Here is a 16,365-nt window from a genome sequence, read left to right on the forward strand (position 1 = left end):
GGCATCCGCGACGACTATGTCGTGCTGGTCGGCGGCGCGCCGCTGAACGAGGAATTCGGCAAGGCCGTCGGCGCCGACGCCTATTGCCGCGACGCCGCGGTGGCGGTCGAGACCGCCAAGGACTACATGAAGCGCAAGCACAATGTGCGCGCTTCGGCCTGACCCAAGGCATCAGGATGGATCGACAAGAGAAGCCGCGCCTTGCAGCGCGGCTTTTTTGTTCCCAGATGATGGACGAGGATGCCAATCAGTTGGCGACAGTGTCCTTGACCGCCCTGGCCGTCGATTTGACGTCCTTGCCGACGCCGCGAACGGTGTTCGCGCAAGCCGTAAGGGCAAGGACACAAGCAAGAATGGCAATCGGCGTGATGCGTAGCAGTTTCATGGACGGTGTCTCCCTCAATAGATAAATTAGCGCCACAGCAACGAAGGCCGGCTCGACGGGTTCCATGGCCAAGACGCAAAAAACGAAACCGAATCAAGACGACAGGCTGCTCGTTATCGCCTGCGGGATGATTGCGCGCGAAGTTCTGGCCGTCAAGGAACAGCTCGGACTGGATCACCTCGACCTGACCTGCCTGCCGGCAGAATTTCATTTTTACCCGGACCGCATCGCCCCGGCCATGGACAAGGCAATCGAAAAGGCCAAGGCCGAAGGCTACACAAACATCTTCGTCGGCTATGCCGATTGCGGCACCGGCGGCCTGCTCGACCGTATCTGCGAGAAGCATGGCGTCGAGCGCATGGCCGGCCCGCACTGTTTCGCCTTCTATCAAGGCATGGACGCTTACGCGAAAATCGCCGACGACGACATGATGTCCTTCTATATGACCGATTTCCTGTGCCGGCAGTTCGACGCCTTCTTCATGAAGCCGCTCGGACTCGACAAGCACCCGGAGCTGATCAAGGACTATTTCGGCAACTACGAAAAGCTGATCTACCTTGCCCAGACCAACGATCCGGAACTCGACAAGGTCGCCGAAAAGGCTGCCAAAATGCTCGGTCTCGTCTATGAACGCCGCGCGACCGGTTATGGCGACCTTACGGCCGGAATGGCGCAAGCCGCTGCTGTCGCGGGCTAAGCAGCCCCCTCTTCCGTCCGCAGCGCTGCAAGCACATCGGCAAAGCTCGTCTTGCAGACGAAACCCAGCCTATCCCTTGCCCGCGACGCGTCATAGACGCGGTCGATGGAGGAAAACATCGTCCAGCCCTTTCGCGCATAAAGTGCTGGAAAATCCGGAAAATAGCGCGCGACGACCGACGGCGCATCAGCGATCAAGGCTGCGCAATCATCCGGGTGGAACGGCGTCGGCGCCGAGACGATGAAAATGTCGAAACCCAGCTGTGGCGCCTTTTCGAGGGCAAGGATGTGAGCCTCCGCCGCGTCCTCCACCTTCAGGCGCCGGAATAGCAATTCATTCGCCTTGGTGTTGGCATCCGACTGTTCGATCGCATGCGCCATGTCGTCGGCTTCGGGGAAGAAGCGGGCCGTGCGCAGCACCACCACCGGCAGTCCATGCTGGATATGATAGAGGCGGCAGAGATGCTCGGCCGAAAGCTTGGTGACGCCATAGATGTTGCGCGGCTCTGGCGACATCGCCTCCGTCAGCCAGGCCGCCTTGCGAGCGCCACCGCTGAAGCCGTCGCGTATCGCCTGCGAAATCATCAGCGACGTCGTCGAGGTGAAAACGAAGCGCTGCACGCCGGCCGCCACCGCCGCGTCGAGCAGGTTCAGCGTGCCTTGCACATTGGTGGCGACGAAATCGCTGTTGGCACGGTTCTCGATGTTGGGCTTGTGCAGCGCGCCGCTGTGGATGATCGCCTCGATCCGATTGTCGCCTACGGTGCGCAAGACAAGGTCACGGTCGGCGATCGAGCCGATCATCTGCGTTTCCGCCGATGGCACAGGATCGAGCCCGGCGACGTCGTGCCCAAGCGCGCGCAGACGCGGCGCCAGCGCGCTGCCCAGCCAACCCGACGATCCCGTGAGCAAGATTCGCATTCGTCACACCATGATTTTTGACCGTGACGCTGTTAAGCACGGATGACAGGCGCCAGCGACCCGATAAGTTATGCACCAGCGGCGCTGCGCCAGACATCAACCGGGAGGCTTCCGATGACACTTCGCCCGCTGTTCGCCCTTGTCGGCATGCTCTGCTGCACGCTCCCTGCCCTCGCCGATGGCGAGGTGCAGAAACTCATCACCCCAGCCGACAAGGCACGGCTCGACAAATATGGCGAGACCCGCAAGGCAGCGCTCGCCGAGGCGAAAGCGGGCGATCCCGCCGAGGTCAAGCAACTCGGTGCCTTGCTGGCAAAGCCGTTGGTAGCCTTCTCCGACAAGGACCTGACCGGCAACTGGCGGTGCCGCACCATCAAGGCGGGCGGACCTTTGCCGCTCGTCATCTATGGCTGGTTCAAGTGCAAGGTGACCGACGACGGTTCCGGCTGGCGGCTGGAAAAGATCAGCGGCTCGCAGCGCACCAAGGGCCGTTTCTTCGACGACGGCGAGAAACGCGCGATCTATCTCGGCTCCTTCTATGTCAACAGCGATCCGGCAAAGCCCTATGGCAGCGGGCCGCAAACCGACCAGGTCGGCTATGCCTTCCGCAACAGCGCCAAGGAATGGCGCATCGAATTCCCGGCGCCCTATTACGAATCGAAGCTCGATATCATCGAATTCAAGCGCTGACCGTGTGTCGAAGAGCTGATCACCAAGGATTAACCCGGACGCCCTAGCATCCCGCCCATTGTCGAGAACGGGTTGCTTGGAGGGGGCAATATCCATGGCAGCATCAGAATCCAATACGCGTCCGATCGTGATCGTCACCGGAGGCGGCCCGCATGTCTGGGCGATCGTTAATGCGATCGCCGACCGCGTCGGCCCTGTCAGCGTCGTCCTCGAAACGCCTGAATCCAAAAAGCAATTGCTGCTTGGCCGTGCTCGCCGCCAGGGCTGGATCTCCGCCATCGGTCAGCTCGGCACCATGGTGCTGAGCAGGCTTGGCAAGCGGCTCCTCGCCGGCCATGCCGCGCGGCTGATTGCCGAGGAGAAGCTCGATGTCGAGCCGCGGCCGGACCAGAAGATCATCCATGTTGCTTCCGCCAACGGGCCGGAGTGCCTTGAGGCGATCGAGAAGATCCAGCCTGGCGTTGTCCTGCTTAACGGCTGCAGGCTGTTGTCGAAGGGCATGCTGGCCAGGATGCCTTGCCCGGTGCTCAACTATCACGCCGGCATCACGCCGAAATACCGCGGCATGAATGGCGGCTACTGGGCGCTGACATCAGGCGATCCGCACAATTTCGGCACCACCGTTCATCTGGTCGATGCCGGCGTCGATACCGGCGCCGTGCTGAAACAGGTGCGCGGTCAGCCGAAACGCGGCGACACCATCTCCGGCTATGCACTGCGCCAGGCCGCGTTCTCGCGCGACATCTGCGTCGAGGCGGTCAGCGACGTGCTGGCGGGAAGAATCGCCACCGTCGACCCGGGCCTGCCGTCGCAACAATGGTATCACCCGACGATCTGGTTCTATCTCTGGACGGGCCTCAGAACCGGCGTCTGGTAACACGTTCTTCGCCTGGAACCGCATGCCGCGCGCCGGCTATTCAGACGCGTCAAACCCGCCGCTGGCACACGCTGCAGACGAATAAACCCACCTTTCATTTTACGACATCCAAATGCGTCGCTTTTGAATGCGCGCGCGTCGTCCCATAACAAGCGGCCCACCTGCGCTTCCGGCAATGCTCCGATATCGAGGAGTGAGAATTCATGGCCGATCTGATCGTCGTCTACTGGCGCGACATCCCTGCCCAGGTCATCGTCAAGAGGGGTCGGCAAAACGCCAAGCGCGAACTGCCGCTGCGCTTCACCGAGGCGATCGACATGTGCGCCATGCGCACCGGCGCCGGCGGCACCGACGATTATCTGGCCGAATGGCGCAAGGCCGATCCCATTCCGGTCGGCGACGACCTCGAAGCCGAGGTCGAGAAGGCATTCAACGACCTCGACACGAAATACGACCGCGAGCGGCTGGTCGCTCTGGTCAAGGCGGGCGGCAAAGAAGATGTCTGAAACCATTCCTACCAAGGATGGGCCGGCGGTTACCCAGGCCACTCTGGTCAAGAAGGCAGCGCCGAAATCCGACTACAAGCCGGCCGACGTATCGCCGCAGCGACGCGTGCAGCGCTCCTTCGCGGTCCGGCTGTGGTCGATCAGGCATTCGCGCCTGCTCGAATGGTTCTACGCCAAATTCGCCGACATGTTCCTTCTCCTCCATCCCTTGTGGAAAGGCATCGGCTACGGCCGTGTCGAAGGGCCGATCAAATTCGTCGAGAAGCGCGTCAAGGGCTTCATGTTCGACTGCCGCATGTGCGGCCAGTGCATATTGTCCTCGACCGGCATGTCGTGCCCGATGAACTGCCCCAAGCAATTGCGCAACGGCCCTTGCGGCGGCGTCCGCGCCAACGGCAATTGCGAGGTCGAGCCCGATATGCCCTGCGTCTGGGTCAAGGCCTGGGAAGGCTCGCAGAACATGGTGCACAGCGACAGGATCCTGACCGTGCAGAAGCCGGTCGATCAGTCGCTGCGCGAAACCTCGGCCTGGCTGCGGGTGACCGCACAGGCGGCCGCCGCGCGCGAAGCAGCCGCCGCCAAGAATGGGGCGGCGAACACCGGGGCGTCGGCATGATCGGCCGCCAGCGCGACGAGAACCCGGCCGGCATCGATCTGCCGCTCGACCCCCTGCCCGGCCACACCTCGCGCGGCCGGCTGGAGCGCGTCCTGCGCCGCGGCGAGTTCGCGGTGACGACGGAGCTCAACCCGCCCGACAGCGCCGATCCCGAGGACGTCTACAACCGTGCCAAGATTTTCGACGGCTGGGTCGACGCCATCAACGCTGTCGACGCATCCGGCGCCAACTGCCACATGTCGTCGGTCGGCATTTGCGCGCTGCTGACCCGCATGGGTTATGCGCCGATCATGCAGATCGCCTGCCGCGACAAGAACCGCATTGCCATCCAGGGCGACGTGCTGGGCGGGGCCGCGATGGGCGTCGCCAACATGCTGTGCCTCACGGGCGACGGCGTGCAGGCCGGTGACCAACCCGGCGCCAAGCCGGTGTTCGACCTCGACTGCATGTCGCTGTTGGAAACCTGCCGTATCATGCGCGACAACGGCAAGTTCCTGTCCGGCCGCAAGCTGACGACGCCGCCGCAGCTGTTCCTCGGTGCTGCGATCAATCCTTTCGCGCCGCCGATCGACTTTCGTCCGCATCGGCTGGGCAAGAAGATCGCCTCCGGCGCGCAATTCGTGCAGAGCCAGTATTGCTTCGACGTGCCGATGTTCCGCACCTACATGCAAAAGGTGCGCGACCTCGGCTACACCGAAAAATGCTTCATCCTGGTTGGCGTCGGCCCCCTCGCCTCGGCCAAGACGGCCAAGTGGATCCGCTCAAACGTGCCGGGCATCCATATTCCCGATTCGGTCATCAAGCGGCTGGAAGGCGCGCAGGACCAGAAGAAGGAAGGCAAGCAGCTCTGCATCGACATCATCAACGAGGTGAAGGAAATATCAGGCGTTTCCGGCGTCCACGTGATGGCCTATCGGCAGGAGGAATATGTCGCCGAGATCGTCGATGAATCGGGCGTGCTCAAGGGCCGCCAGCCATGGAAACGCGAGATTCGCCGCGACGACCAGATGGTCGCCGATAGGCTCGAGCACATACTGCACGACGATATTACCGAAACGCAGGTGGACATGGTGAAGACCGCGCACTGACGGCGCGGACGGCCACCCATTCGCTTGAATGAAAACAGACAACGATATAAAGAAATCTTTATATCACGGCGGAGAGACTTCATGACCCGTACCATCGTCGCCTCGGCGACACGAGAAATCATCATCGGCTTCGACCAGCCGTTCTGCGTGATCGGAGAACGCATCAATCCGACCGGCCGCAAGAAGCTGGCCGCCGAGATGATCGCCGGCAATTTCGAGACCGTGATCCGGGACGCGCTCGAGCAGGCAGCCTGTGGCGCCACCATGCTCGACGTCAATGCCGGCGTCACCTCGGTCAACCCGAACGAGACCGAACCCGGCCTTTTGGTGCAGACACTGGAGATCGTGCAGGGTCTGGTCGACCTGCCGCTGTCGATCGACAGCTCGGTCACCGCCGCGATCGAAGCGGCTCTCAAGGTCGCCAAGGGCCGTCCGCTGGTCAACTCCGTCACCGGCGAGGAAGAAAAGCTCGAAGCCATCCTGCCGCTGGTCAAGAAGTACAACGTGCCTGTCGTCGCCATCTCCAACGACGAGACCGGCATTTCGATGGACCCGGACGTGCGCTTCGCCGTCGCCAAGAAGATCGTGCAGCGCTGCGCCGATTTCGGCATTCCGGCGCATGACGTCGTCGTCGACCCGCTGGTGATGCCGATCGGCGCGCTGGGCGACGCCGGCCGCCAGGTGTTCGCGCTGCTGCGCCGCCTGCGCGAGGAGCTCAAGGTCAACACCACCTGCGGCCTGTCCAACATCTCGTTCGGCCTGCCGCATCGCCACGGCATCAACGCCGCCTTCATCCCGATGGTGATCGGCGCCGGCATGACATCAGCCATCATGAACCCGGTGCGTCCGCAGGAAATGGAAGCCGTGCGCGGCGCCAATGTGCTGAACGGCACCGACGAGAACTGCACCAACTGGATTCGCACCTACAAGGACTACAAGCCGGCCGAAGGCGGCCAGGCGGTCGCCGCCCCGACGCAGGTCAACGCGCCGGGCGACGGCGCCAGCAATGGCGGCCGCCGCCGTGGCGGCCGTGAAGCCCGGATGGGCCGAGGATAAGCGCGCAATCGTGAATTCACCTGCAAACATCACCGACCCGCTCGTGCTGTTCATGCCGTCGGGCAAGCGCGGGCGGTTTCCTGTCGGCACCCCGGTGCTCGATGCCGCGCGCCAGCTTGGCGTCTATGTCGAAAGCGTCTGCGGCGGACGCGCCACCTGCGGGCGCTGCCAGATCGAGGTGCAGGAAGGCAATTTCGCCAAGCACAAGATCGTTTCCTCCAACGACCACATCACGCCCAAGGGCGCCAAGGAAGAGCGCTATGAGCGCGTCCGCGGCCTGCCCGAACGGCGCCGCCTCTCCTGCTCGGCGCAGATCCTCGGCGACCTCGTCATCGACGTACCGCAGGACACCGTCATCAACGCGCAGACCATCCGCAAGGATGCCGACACCAGGGTCATCGCCCGCGATTCAGCGATCCGCATGTGCTATGTCGAGATCGAAGAGCCCGACATGCACAAGCCGCTCGGCGATCTCGACCGCCTGAAGATCGCGCTGATGCACGACTGGGGTCTGAAAAGCCTCGATTTCGATTTCTATCTGCTGCCGCAGGTGCAAGGCATCCTGCGCAAGGGCAACTGGACCGCGACCGCCGCCATCTACAAGGATGCCGACAGCGAGACCGCGCGCGTCGTAGCACTTTGGCCCGGCCTCAAGAACGAAGCCTATGGGCTGGCCTGCGATATCGGCTCGACAACCATCGCCATGCATCTGGTGTCGCTGCTGTCGGGCCGCGTCGCCGCCTCGTCGGGCACGTCGAACCCGCAGATCCGCTTCGGCGAGGATCTGATGAGCCGCGTCTCCTATGTGATGATGAATCCGGATGGCCGCGAAGGCATGACGGTGGCCGTGCGCGAGGCCATCTCGGGTCTCGTCGACAAAGTCTGCGCCGAAGGCAATGTCCAGCGCAACGACATCCTGGATTCCGTCTTCGTCGGCAATCCGATCATGCACCATCTGTTCCTCGGCATCGATCCGACCGAGCTTGGCGGCGCCCCTTTCGCACTGGCCGTCTCGGGCGCGGTGCACATCAAGGCCTCCGACATCGGCCTGAAGCTCAACCAGGGCGCCAGGCTCTATATGCTGCCTTGCATTGCCGGCCATGTCGGCGCCGACGCGGCGGCGGTGACGCTGTCGGAAGGCCCGCATCGCCAGGACGAGATGATGCTGATCGTCGACGTCGGCACCAATGCCGAGATCGTACTCGGCAATCGCCAGCGGGTGGTTGCGGCCTCCTCGCCCACCGGCCCCGCCTTCGAGGGTGCCGAAATCTCCGGCGGCCAGCGCGCAGCACCCGGCGCCATCGAGCGCGTGCGCATCGATCCCGATACGCTGGAGCCGAAATACCGCGTCATCGGCTCTGAGCTGTGGTCCGACGAGCCGGGCTTCCTGGAGAGCGTGCAGGCAACCGGCGTCACCGGCATCTGCGGCTCCGGCATCATCGAAGTGGTGGCCGAGATGTATCTCGCCGGCATCATCTCGGAAGACGGCGTCATCGACGGCGGACTTTCGGCCCGCTCGCCGCGCGTCACCGCCAACGGCCGCACCTTCTCCTACGTGCTGAAGGAAGGCTCCGCCGCATTGAAGGAAGATGGGCCGAAGATCACCATCACCCAGACCGACGTGCGCGCCATCCAGCTCGCCAAGGCAGCACTCTATGCCGGCACCAAGCTATTGATGGAAAAGCAGAACACCGAGCATGTCGACCGCATCCATTTCGCTGGCGCCTTCGGTTCCTTCATCGACCCGAAATACGCCATGGTGCTGGGCCTGATCCCGGATTGCGACCTCGACAAGGTTTCGGCGGTCGGCAATGCCGCCGGTGCCGGTGCGCGCATGGCGCTGCTCAATCGTGGCTATCGCCGCGAGATCGAGGACACGGTCAGCAAGATCGAGAAGATCGAGACGGCGCTGGAACCGAAATTCCAGGAGCATTTCGTCTACGCCATGGCGCTGCCCAACAAGGTCGATCCGTTCCCGAAACTGTCGGCGGCGGTGAAACTGCCGCCGCGCAAGACGGTCAGCGAGGATGGCGTCGCCGGCGACGCCACCCCGCGCCGGCGATCGCGCGAAGGCCACGCCGCGAGGCGCGGGCGGGAATAAATTAAGGCCCGTTGCAACGGATTCCGCCGAGGCGCCTTAGTCCTTTGTCTCATTCGACGGCAGCCGCGAGCCGGACCGCTGACCGACTGGCGGTATGCTTTTGGCGCGTGACGGGTTGAGATAGCCAGTCAGCGGCTTTTCAATCGCCAGATAAAGCATCGCGGAAAGCGAAATGCTGACAAAGGCAATCAGCGCCGGCTGCCAATTTGGCGGAACCCCAAGCCGCAGCATGATGCCAGTCACCACGACAACCACCAGCACATGCCAGATGTAGATCGAATACGATGCACTGCCAAAAAATGTAAACAAGGCCATGGGGCTGAACGGTCTGGCACGCTCGGCAAAAACCGCTCCGGCAACGATCAGGGTCGCCGGAACACCCCAACGCAGGACACGAGGCATTTCAGGGTCAAGCATCTGGGCCGTCATCAACAGGAGAAATCCGCCGACAACCAGCGACAGCGCTAGCACAAGCTGGAGCCGGATATCCTCCATCCACAGCCGCCCGACGACAATGCCGGCCGCGAACTCAAGCATCAGGGGAGAGGTAAAAGGATAGCCTCTGAGCAGCAGCAAGTTCAATGCGACCATTGCCGTCAGCACGCCGATCAGCGCGGCAAAACGCTGCCTCTCGCCGAGCAAGAGCGCCAAGGCGAAAATGACGTAAAACATCATTTCATAACACAGCGTCCAGCCCTGGATCACCACGGGGTGAAGTGACCCATCCTGCATGATCGGAACAAACAACAGCGAGCCGAAAAAATTTGCCGGGCTCAGCATATGTCCGAAGAGAAATTGCGGCTTGACGAAAATTGCCAGCGCGGTCAGCACCGTGACGATCCAATAAAGCGGCACGATACGAACAATCCGTCGCCACATGAAACGCTGCGGATCGACAGGGTGATCGACCGTGGTCACCCACATGATGAAACCGCTGATGACAAAAAAGAGGTCGACGCCTGCAGCGCCAACCGCGAACGGACCGCTGAACTGCTCGCTGATATGAAAGCAAACTACCGCGGAAGCGGCGAGTCCTCGAAGGTATTGAATACTGTGAATGTCATTCAAGCCGTACTCCTTACCAGCACCTCCTTACTAGCACCCTCAAAAATGCTGCAGTGCACAATAGCAGACGTCCGCCACCCGCTGTCAACCGGGCGAGGCCAAGAAGCGATCGCGCGGAGCGTCAATCACCTGCAATTTCGTTTGCATGCAAATGTTTCCGGATCGCCTGATCCGGAAACCAAAACGCTGTTTTCGTGAAATCGGCCAGATACATGGCAAGCGCATTTAACCGGCATCGAACGGCAGGCAGAAGATCGCTTTCAGCCGCCGCAACGCTCCAAGGGAGACAAAAGATGTCGATGCTCGAAAGCCTTGGCCGCTATGGCACGGCCATCAGGAATGCCCATGACCGCAGCAAGGCGCGGCGCCTGCTGAACAGCCTGCCGCCGGAGATCCAGAAGGATATTGGTTGGCCGGTGTCACCGCGATCCAGCGAAAAGGCAGCACTCATCAACACAATCTGGAGCGCCGCGCGCTGATGACCTTCGCCGACAAATGCAAATTGCTCGGCATGCGCCGGGGATCTCGCATGTCCCCCGCGACCGCCAGCAACCGGCTGCGTGCCGCACTTTTGCCGCGTCGCTGACCACTGCGGCGCGGATCACACCACCGTGTAGACATCGCGTAAAACTTGACATTTTCGGCCGCGGCACGATCTTCGAAGATAGTGGGGTTCTCTTAGTCGGCTTTGGCCGAAGTTCGTGTATTCGCATGCCAAGTTTGAAAAGCCATGTCGTGTCCTTCGTCTTGCGGCACAGCCGCAAGCAGGCGTTTGCCAGCCCGGAGAACCTGCAGCGCTGGATCGCGGCCGCGCGCAAGACCGAGAACCACCAGCCCCCTGCCTCGCTGCACCAGCGTCTCGGCATCGAGATGCATACGGTCGATGGCTTCCCCGTCTACGAAATCGCCCCCAGGACCGGCGAGCAGAAGCGGATTCTGTATCTGCACGGCGGCGCCTATGTCTTTGAAATCACGCCCTATCATTGGCATCTGATCGCCGACATGGCGGATCGGCTGGGCTATGGCATCACCGTGCCGATCTATCCCATCGCCCCCGAACACGATTTCCACGCCATGTTCGGCATGGTCGGCGATGTCTACCGGCAGATGCTCGACGAGACGGAGGCCGAAGACATCGTGTTCATGGGCGATTCCGCCGGCGGCAACATGGCCGTCGTGCTGACCATGATGGCGGCGGAAGAGGCCTTGCCGCTGCCGTCGCGCCATGTGCTGATTTCACCCGGTCTCGATATGTCGCTTTCGAACCCAAAACTCTTCGAGGCCGAACGCAACGACCCGTGGCTGGGCATTCCCGGCGGCCTGGAAGCGATCCGGATGTACAGCGCCGGCATCGACCGCAGCGACTGGCACATCAGCCCGGTCTACGGCGATCTGTCGGTGCTGCCAAAAACGCTGCTGTTGACCGGCTCGCGCGATCTTCTGACCCCCGACAATCTGATCTTCGCCGAGAAGGCGCGTGCCGCCGGCGTCGAGGTCGATGTCGTCCACGAGGAAGGCATGTTCCACGTCTGGCCGTTGATCGACATGCCGGAAGCACGCCGCGCCCGGCAGCACATCGTTGCTTTTCTCAGCGAGAACAGGGCCCCGATCAGGCAAGACATGAGGACAAGGTTCGAAGCGCCCTCCGCCGAAGCGGCGGAGTAGCGCTTTCTCTTCTGGATCGGCCCCTACTGGCGGATCAGAACTTGCCGGTTTCCCTAAACACTTCGAAGGTCGCGCGGATATGGTCGGCAACCGCCTTGACCGGCGCGCTGGCGTCCGGCGCCACCACCATCGCCAGATTGTAGGTGCCGATGTCGGGCATGCCGTCCTTCGGGCAGAGTTCGACCATGTCGTTGCCGAGGAACGACTTCGGCAGCGGCGCCACGGCGAGATCGGACATGATCGCAGCGCGCTGGCCGGCCGTGTGCGCGCTCATATAGGCGATGCGATAATTGCGGCCTTCGCGGCCAAGCGCATCGAGCGCTCCGGCGCGCCAGGCGCAGCCCTCTTCCCACAGCGATACCGGCAAAGGCTCGCGCAGATGCGCGCAGCCGCCCTTGGCGCCGGCCCAGACGATCGGCTCGGTCAGCAGCACCTCGGCGCCAAGCGCACTGGTCTTGTAGGAATTGGTCAAGAGCGTGATGTCGAGCGCCCGGTCGTCCATGCGCCGGCGCAAATTGCTGCTCTGGTCGATGGTGACGTCGACGGCGATCGACGGATGCGACTGCGCAAAACGCTTCAGCACATGCGGCAGCACGCGCTCGCCGTAATCGTCCGGCGAACCAAGCCGCACCACACCGACAATCTCGGGAATGATGAACTTCGACACCACCTCGCGGTTGATCGACAGCAGCCGGCGGGCGTAGCCGAGCAGCATCTCGCCGTCCGTGGTCAGCGACACCGAGCGGGCGTCGCGCGCGAACACCGAACGGCCAAGAATGTCCTCCAGCTTCTTGATCTGCATGGAGACGGCCGATGGCGTGCGGAACACGGCATTGGCGGCGGTGGTGAAGCTGCCGGTCTCGGCAATCGCCACGAAAGTGCGCAAAACGTCGAGATCGAGCAGTGGCAGTGGATGATTGAGCGGGGCGTTCATGGGAACTGACCTTCAATTTTTCTGATACAAAGCATCATTCCATTTCGTTTGATTGAACATCAGATTGGGAGGATAGTCAACTCCATCGAAGCAGGTTGCTGCCACAAGCAGCCACGAAACGACCACGACACAAACCTGCAATCGACACGAAATGAAGCTGAAACAAACCTGACATAACCAACGCGCTGTCTGGCACCCGCCAGATGCCAAAGGAGAATAAAATGTCTATCCTGTCGTCCCTTGGTCGCATTGCGACCGAATTTAGCGCGGCCCGCGCCCGCTACCAGACCGAACGCGCCATCCGCTCCCTGCCGATCGAACTGCAGAAGGATATCGGCTGGCCTGAGGCTTCCGACACCAAGACCAATTCACGCAGTGGCGTCGGATCCTGGGCTGGAGCAAAGTAGATCGTGTGTACCAAGTGCTGAAGGCCTGCCGCGCAATCGCCCGGCAGGCCTTCTCTGTTTTATTTGTATTCAAATGATTTTCGGAGCCATGCCGCCAGCGCATGACGCATATGAGAAAGCCGCATAGCAGCTCCTGTTTCCAATTAATGCCTTGTAAATAATCGCAAATTTCGGGCACCTTGCCCAAATTTTCCGCATTCGGTGTCGCATTTCATATCAAGCGCTTCGCTTTTGCGATTTAGTTTCTGCTTACACAAGCCTATATCAGCGCCAGCAAACGAGCTGCCCCACTCCATCAAGCGAAGGCGACCCGTCTGAGCAACAAATGGAGATGATTATGAAGCTTTTTGCACGCCTCTTTGCCCGCCGCGAAATGAACCTGACCACCGCTCTCGAGCGTCAGCGTCTTGCCAACACCATGCCCGGCCAGACCGGCGCCATGAATGCGGCGCGCCTCGGCTTCGTCGCCTGAAGATTTTCAAGGCAGCGCATCCCTGCCGCTGCTTTAAAACTGCAACGCCGCCTGGCTCCAGCCAGAGCGGCGTTTTTGTTCTGCCCGCAGGCCATATGTTGCCTGTCCCTTGAACAGTTGGTGCCACTTCCAGGGTTCGCTGCACGCCGATTGCCCATTTGCGACCCATGTCGCAAATATAATCTTGTCGCAGCGGCGTAGCCGATTGACAGACATGGTTTTTCCTGATGTCGCTATGCTATTCGCGACATCCTGTTCGCGTCATGGCTGCGTGAGGTTCCCTTGAACGCCGTAAAGCATCCGATCAAGCGATCGTTTGTATTCTTCCTTGTTCCCGATTTCACCATGATCGCTTTTGCGACCGCGCTCGACCCGCTGCGCTCGGCCAATCGCATGCTTGGCTACGAGGCCTATTGCTGGCGCCTTGCCAGCATCGACGGCAAGCCGGTGCGTGCCTCGAACGGGGTCGAATGCGCGGTCAACACCTCGCTCGAGGATGAACGCAAGAAGATGGCAGGCCCCGACCGGCCGAACATGGCCATCGTCTGCAGCGGCATCAATGTCGAGCGCTACCAGAACAAGTCCGCCTTCGCCTGGCTGCGCGAGGAATACAATCGCGGCGTTGCCGTCGGCGGCCTGTGCACCGGTGCGCATATCCTCGCCGCCGCCGGCCTGTTGTCCAACAAGCGCTGCGCCATCCACTGGGAGAACCTGCCGGGCTTTTCCGAGGCTTTCCCGAAGGCCAATGTCTTTGCCGACCTCTTCGAGATCGACCAGAACATCTACACCTGCGCCGGCGGCACCGCGGCGCTCGACATGATGCTGAAGCTGATCGGCGACGACTTTGACGAGAACCTCGTCAACCGTGTCTGCGAGCAGGTGCTGACCGACCGCGTGCGCAGCCCGACCGACCGCCAGCGCCTGCCGCTGCGCGCTCGCCTCGGCGTCCAGAACTCGAAAGTGCTGACCATCATCGAACTGATGGAGGCAAACCTGTCCGAGCCGCTGTCGCTTATCGAGATCGCCGACCATGTCGACCTGTCGCGGCGTCAGATCGAACGACTGTTCCACACCGAGATGGGCCGCTCCCCTGCCCGCTATTACCTGGAGATCCGGCTCGACCGCGCCAGGCACCTGCTGATCCAGTCGTCGATGCCGGTGGTCGAAGTGGCGGTCGCCTGCGGCTTCGTCTCGGCCTCGCATTTCTCAAAATGCTACCGCGAACTCTACGCCCGCTCGCCGCAGCAGGAGCGCGTCGACCGCAAGCAGCTGCTGGCGGCCTGATCCGATAGATCTGGAAGCTTACGCCGTCTGCGCCGTGCGCATCGCTTCGACGCGGATGTCCTCGGTCAGCCGTGCCTTCAGCGCCGAGAATTCCGGGCTGGTCTTCAGCGTGTAGTGGCGCGGGTGCGGCAGGTCGACGGCGACATCCGACTTGATGCGGCCGGGCCGCGCCGTCATCACGATCACGCGCGAGGCCATGAAGATGGCTTCCTCGATGTCGTGAGTGACGAACAGCACCGTCTTCTTGCGCCGTTCCCAGATACCGAGCAAAAGCTCCTGCATCAGACCGCGGGTCTGGTTGTCGAGCGCGCCGAATGGCTCGTCCAGCAAAAGGATCTCGGGATCGTTGGCCAGCGCCCGTGCGATCGCCGTACGCTGCTGCATGCCGCCGGAGAGCTGCTTCGGCCAGTGGTTTTCGAACCCCTTCAGCCCGACAAGGTCAACATAGGAAGCAACGATCCCGTCCCGCTCCTCTTCGGGCATGCCGCGTTCGCGCAGGCCGAAGGCGATGTTTTCGGCGACTGTCAGCCAGGGAAACAGCGTGTAGGACTGGAAGACCATGCCGCGGTCCGGCCCCGGCCGGGTCACCGCCTTGCCGTCGAGCAGTACGCGGCCTTCGCTCGGCGCTTCCAAGCCGGCGACGATCCTGAGCAATGTCGACTTACCGCAGCCCGATGGTCCGAGGATGGTGATAAAGTCGTTGGCGGCGACTGCCAGGTCGATTGGCATCAAGGCCTTGACCGGTTCTCCGCCGCGCACGCCGGCGAAAGTGCGCGAGACGCCTTCGATGAGAAGCTTGCTCACGCCAGGCTCCACGGAAAGAGCCAGCGGTTGAAGGCCTTGAAGGCGAAATCGGACAACAGCCCGATCAGCCCGATGACGATGATGCCGAAGATGATCTGTCCCGTCGCCAGCCGCGACTGGCTGTTGATGATCATGTAGCCGATGCCGGATGACGAGCCGATCAGCTCGGCGACGATGACATAGGTCCAGGCCCAGCCGAGCACCAGACGCAGCGTCTCGGCGATCTCGGGCGCATTGGCCGGCATGATCACCCGTCTGACGATGCCGTTGTTGGTGGAGCCCAGCGTATAGGCAGCCTCGACCAGGTCGCGTCTTGTACTGCCGACCTTGACCGCGATGATCAGGATGATCTGGAACACCGAGCCGACGAAGATGACGAGCAGCTTCTCCAGCTCACCGATACCGGCCCACAAGATGAGCAGCGGAATGAAGGCCGAGGCCGGAAGATAGCGGGCGAAGGAGACGAATGGCTCCAGAAACGCCTCCACCGGCTTCCAGGCGCCCATCGCGATGCCGATCGGCACCGCGACAACCGACGCCAGCAGGAACCCGCCGAAAACCCGCCAGATGGTGATCAATATGTCGAGCCAGAAACGGTCCTCGACCAGCAGTCGCCAGCCGTCCCGCAGCATCGACAGCGGATCGGCGAGGAAGATGCGGTTGACGTGGCCGCCAAGCGTGATCCACGCCCAGAAGGCGACGAACAGCACGAAGAAGGAAATGCCGAGCACGGTCCGGATGCCCGGCGGTACTGGCTGCAAGGGGCGCATCGTCAAATCGTCCCCATCTTTCAAATCG

At 62.0% G+C, this 16,365-nt stretch carries 19 protein-coding genes and 1 pseudogene; 14 read left to right on the forward strand and 6 right to left on the reverse strand.

Annotated elements, in window-relative coordinates; all coding sequences use genetic code 11:
* Positions 1-162 (forward strand): annotated as a pseudogene (locus C8D77_RS21865) (cobalamin-binding protein); the annotation flags it as partial.
* A gap of 85 nt (positions 163-247) precedes the next feature.
* Here the strand turns inward: C8D77_RS21865 and C8D77_RS21870 are convergent.
* Positions 248-385 carry an entericidin A/B family lipoprotein gene (locus C8D77_RS21870; RefSeq protein WP_109668437.1) on the reverse strand — a complete coding sequence of 46 codons (138 nt, stop codon included), beginning with the start codon at positions 383-385 and terminating at the stop codon, positions 248-250.
* A 64-nt stretch (positions 386-449) separates the two neighbouring features.
* Between C8D77_RS21870 and C8D77_RS21875 the strand changes: the two genes are divergently transcribed.
* Positions 450-1,082, forward strand: coding sequence for a DUF1638 domain-containing protein (locus C8D77_RS21875; protein ID WP_109667798.1), 633 nt, complete (start codon positions 450-452; stop codon positions 1,080-1,082).
* On the opposite strand, the gene C8D77_RS21880 is transcribed toward C8D77_RS21875, so the two are convergent.
* Positions 1,079-2,002: an NAD-dependent epimerase/dehydratase family protein gene (locus C8D77_RS21880; protein WP_109667800.1), complete on the reverse strand. Its 924-nt coding sequence runs from the start codon at positions 2,000-2,002 to the stop codon at positions 1,079-1,081. The two genes, C8D77_RS21875 and C8D77_RS21880, sit on opposite strands and share 4 nt — an antisense overlap.
* Before the next feature lie 114 nt (positions 2,003-2,116).
* Between C8D77_RS21880 and C8D77_RS21885 the strand changes: the two genes are divergently transcribed.
* From C8D77_RS21885 to C8D77_RS21915, 7 genes are all read left to right on the forward strand, one after another.
* Positions 2,117-2,692 (forward strand): DUF4893 domain-containing protein, encoded by a 576-nt coding sequence (locus C8D77_RS21885; protein WP_109667803.1) that lies wholly within the window; start codon positions 2,117-2,119, stop codon positions 2,690-2,692.
* Between the two features lie 94 nt (positions 2,693-2,786).
* Positions 2,787-3,569: a formyl transferase gene (locus C8D77_RS21890; RefSeq protein WP_109667805.1), complete on the forward strand. Its 783-nt coding sequence runs from the start codon at positions 2,787-2,789 to the stop codon at positions 3,567-3,569.
* Positions 3,570-3,772: 203 nt separating this feature from the next.
* The gene (locus C8D77_RS21895) at positions 3,773-4,075 is read left to right on the forward strand and encodes a virulence factor (RefSeq protein WP_109667807.1); all 303 of its coding nucleotides are present in this window, start codon (positions 3,773-3,775) and stop codon (positions 4,073-4,075) included.
* Complete coding sequence (locus C8D77_RS21900; RefSeq protein WP_109667809.1) at positions 4,068-4,691, forward strand: methylenetetrahydrofolate reductase C-terminal domain-containing protein; 624 nt, start codon at positions 4,068-4,070, stop codon at positions 4,689-4,691. The genes C8D77_RS21895 and C8D77_RS21900 overlap by 8 nt, the downstream gene beginning before the upstream one ends.
* The gene (locus C8D77_RS21905) at positions 4,688-5,779 is read left to right on the forward strand and encodes a methylenetetrahydrofolate reductase (protein ID WP_109667811.1); all 1,092 of its coding nucleotides are present in this window, start codon (positions 4,688-4,690) and stop codon (positions 5,777-5,779) included. The genes C8D77_RS21900 and C8D77_RS21905 overlap by 4 nt, the downstream gene beginning before the upstream one ends.
* An 81-nt stretch (positions 5,780-5,860) precedes the next feature.
* Positions 5,861-6,835 (forward strand): methyltetrahydrofolate cobalamin methyltransferase, encoded by a 975-nt coding sequence (locus C8D77_RS21910; RefSeq protein WP_057142966.1) that lies wholly within the window; start codon positions 5,861-5,863, stop codon positions 6,833-6,835.
* Positions 6,786-8,936 carry an ASKHA domain-containing protein gene (locus C8D77_RS21915; protein WP_109667813.1) on the forward strand — a complete coding sequence of 717 codons (2,151 nt, stop codon included), beginning with the start codon at positions 6,786-6,788 and terminating at the stop codon, positions 8,934-8,936. The genes C8D77_RS21910 and C8D77_RS21915 overlap by 50 nt, the downstream gene beginning before the upstream one ends.
* 36 nt (positions 8,937-8,972) lie before the next feature.
* Here the strand turns inward: C8D77_RS21915 and C8D77_RS21920 are convergent, their stop codons facing one another.
* The gene (locus C8D77_RS21920; RefSeq protein ID WP_245951851.1) at positions 8,973-10,004 is read right to left on the reverse strand and encodes an acyltransferase family protein; all 1,032 of its coding nucleotides are present in this window, start codon (positions 10,002-10,004) and stop codon (positions 8,973-8,975) included.
* Between the two features lie 290 nt (positions 10,005-10,294).
* Here C8D77_RS21920 and C8D77_RS21925 point away from each other — a divergent pair, with 290 nt between their 5' ends.
* A complete protein-coding gene (locus C8D77_RS21925) occupies positions 10,295-10,480 on the forward strand; it encodes a hypothetical protein (RefSeq protein WP_109667815.1) in 186 nt (61 codons plus the stop codon).
* Positions 10,481-10,712: 232 nt separating this feature from the next.
* The gene (locus C8D77_RS21930) at positions 10,713-11,666 is read left to right on the forward strand and encodes an alpha/beta hydrolase (protein WP_109667817.1); all 954 of its coding nucleotides are present in this window, start codon (positions 10,713-10,715) and stop codon (positions 11,664-11,666) included.
* 34 nt (positions 11,667-11,700) lie between these two features.
* Here the strand turns inward: C8D77_RS21930 and C8D77_RS21935 are convergent, their stop codons facing one another.
* Complete coding sequence (locus tag C8D77_RS21935) at positions 11,701-12,600, reverse strand: LysR substrate-binding domain-containing protein (protein ID WP_013531163.1); 900 nt, start codon at positions 12,598-12,600, stop codon at positions 11,701-11,703.
* Positions 12,601-12,821: 221 nt separating this feature from the next.
* On the opposite strand from C8D77_RS21935, the gene C8D77_RS21940 reads away from it, so the two are divergent.
* From C8D77_RS21940 to C8D77_RS21955, 3 genes are all read left to right on the forward strand, one after another.
* Entirely contained in the window at positions 12,822-13,007 is a 186-nt protein-coding gene (locus C8D77_RS21940) for a hypothetical protein (protein WP_109667819.1), read from the forward strand.
* A 337-nt stretch (positions 13,008-13,344) separates the two neighbouring features.
* Positions 13,345-13,479: a hypothetical protein gene (locus tag C8D77_RS38830; protein ID WP_013531161.1), complete on the forward strand. Its 135-nt coding sequence runs from the start codon at positions 13,345-13,347 to the stop codon at positions 13,477-13,479.
* A gap of 345 nt (positions 13,480-13,824) precedes the next feature.
* Positions 13,825-14,763, forward strand: coding sequence for a GlxA family transcriptional regulator (locus tag C8D77_RS21955; protein WP_425453750.1), 939 nt, complete (start codon positions 13,825-13,827; stop codon positions 14,761-14,763).
* An 18-nt stretch (positions 14,764-14,781) separates the two neighbouring features.
* On the opposite strand, the gene C8D77_RS21960 is transcribed toward C8D77_RS21955, so the two are convergent.
* Together C8D77_RS21960 and C8D77_RS21965 are read right to left on the reverse strand one after the other, a co-directional pair.
* A complete protein-coding gene (locus tag C8D77_RS21960) occupies positions 14,782-15,567 on the reverse strand; it encodes an ABC transporter ATP-binding protein (RefSeq protein ID WP_109668442.1) in 786 nt (261 codons plus the stop codon).
* A complete protein-coding gene (locus C8D77_RS21965; RefSeq protein ID WP_109667826.1) occupies positions 15,564-16,337 on the reverse strand; it encodes an ABC transporter permease in 774 nt (257 codons plus the stop codon). Before C8D77_RS21965 ends, C8D77_RS21960 begins: the two co-directional genes overlap by 4 nt.
* Positions 16,338-16,365: the final 28 nt, after the last annotated feature.

Origin of the sequence: Mesorhizobium loti (assembly GCF_003148495.1) — a bacterium.
In the GTDB taxonomy this organism is placed as follows: domain Bacteria; phylum Pseudomonadota; class Alphaproteobacteria; order Rhizobiales; family Rhizobiaceae; genus Mesorhizobium; species Mesorhizobium loti.

Excerpts from the sequence above, each read along its gene's own strand:
- C8D77_RS38830 (WP_013531161.1), top strand. The coding sequence starts at position 13,345 with ATGAAGCTTTTTGCACGCCTCTTTGCCCGCCGCGAAATGAACCTGACC.
- C8D77_RS21925 (WP_109667815.1), top strand. The coding sequence starts at position 10,295 with ATGTCGATGCTCGAAAGCCTTGGCCGCTATGGCACGGCCATCAGGAAT.
- C8D77_RS21870 (WP_109668437.1), bottom strand. The coding sequence starts at position 385 with ATGAAACTGCTACGCATCACGCCGATTGCCATTCTTGCTTGTGTCCTT.
- C8D77_RS21940 (WP_109667819.1), top strand. The coding sequence starts at position 12,822 with ATGTCTATCCTGTCGTCCCTTGGTCGCATTGCGACCGAATTTAGCGCG.
- C8D77_RS21900 (WP_109667809.1), top strand. The coding sequence starts at position 4,068 with ATGTCTGAAACCATTCCTACCAAGGATGGGCCGGCGGTTACCCAGGCC.
- C8D77_RS21875 (WP_109667798.1), top strand. The coding sequence starts at position 450 with ATGGCCAAGACGCAAAAAACGAAACCGAATCAAGACGACAGGCTGCTC.
- C8D77_RS21955 (WP_425453750.1), top strand. The coding sequence starts at position 13,825 with ATGATCGCTTTTGCGACCGCGCTCGACCCGCTGCGCTCGGCCAATCGC.
- C8D77_RS21935 (WP_013531163.1), bottom strand. The coding sequence starts at position 12,600 with ATGAACGCCCCGCTCAATCATCCACTGCCACTGCTCGATCTCGACGTT.
- C8D77_RS21910 (WP_057142966.1), top strand. The coding sequence starts at position 5,861 with ATGACCCGTACCATCGTCGCCTCGGCGACACGAGAAATCATCATCGGC.
- C8D77_RS21965 (WP_109667826.1), bottom strand. The coding sequence starts at position 16,337 with ATGCGCCCCTTGCAGCCAGTACCGCCGGGCATCCGGACCGTGCTCGGC.
- C8D77_RS21915 (WP_109667813.1), top strand. The coding sequence starts at position 6,786 with ATGGCGGCCGCCGCCGTGGCGGCCGTGAAGCCCGGATGGGCCGAGGAT.
- C8D77_RS21895 (WP_109667807.1), top strand. The coding sequence starts at position 3,773 with ATGGCCGATCTGATCGTCGTCTACTGGCGCGACATCCCTGCCCAGGTC.
- C8D77_RS21890 (WP_109667805.1), top strand. The coding sequence starts at position 2,787 with ATGGCAGCATCAGAATCCAATACGCGTCCGATCGTGATCGTCACCGGA.
- C8D77_RS21885 (WP_109667803.1), top strand. The coding sequence starts at position 2,117 with ATGACACTTCGCCCGCTGTTCGCCCTTGTCGGCATGCTCTGCTGCACG.
- C8D77_RS21905 (WP_109667811.1), top strand. The coding sequence starts at position 4,688 with ATGATCGGCCGCCAGCGCGACGAGAACCCGGCCGGCATCGATCTGCCG.
- C8D77_RS21930 (WP_109667817.1), top strand. The coding sequence starts at position 10,713 with ATGCCAAGTTTGAAAAGCCATGTCGTGTCCTTCGTCTTGCGGCACAGC.
- C8D77_RS21880 (WP_109667800.1), bottom strand. The coding sequence starts at position 2,002 with ATGCGAATCTTGCTCACGGGATCGTCGGGTTGGCTGGGCAGCGCGCTG.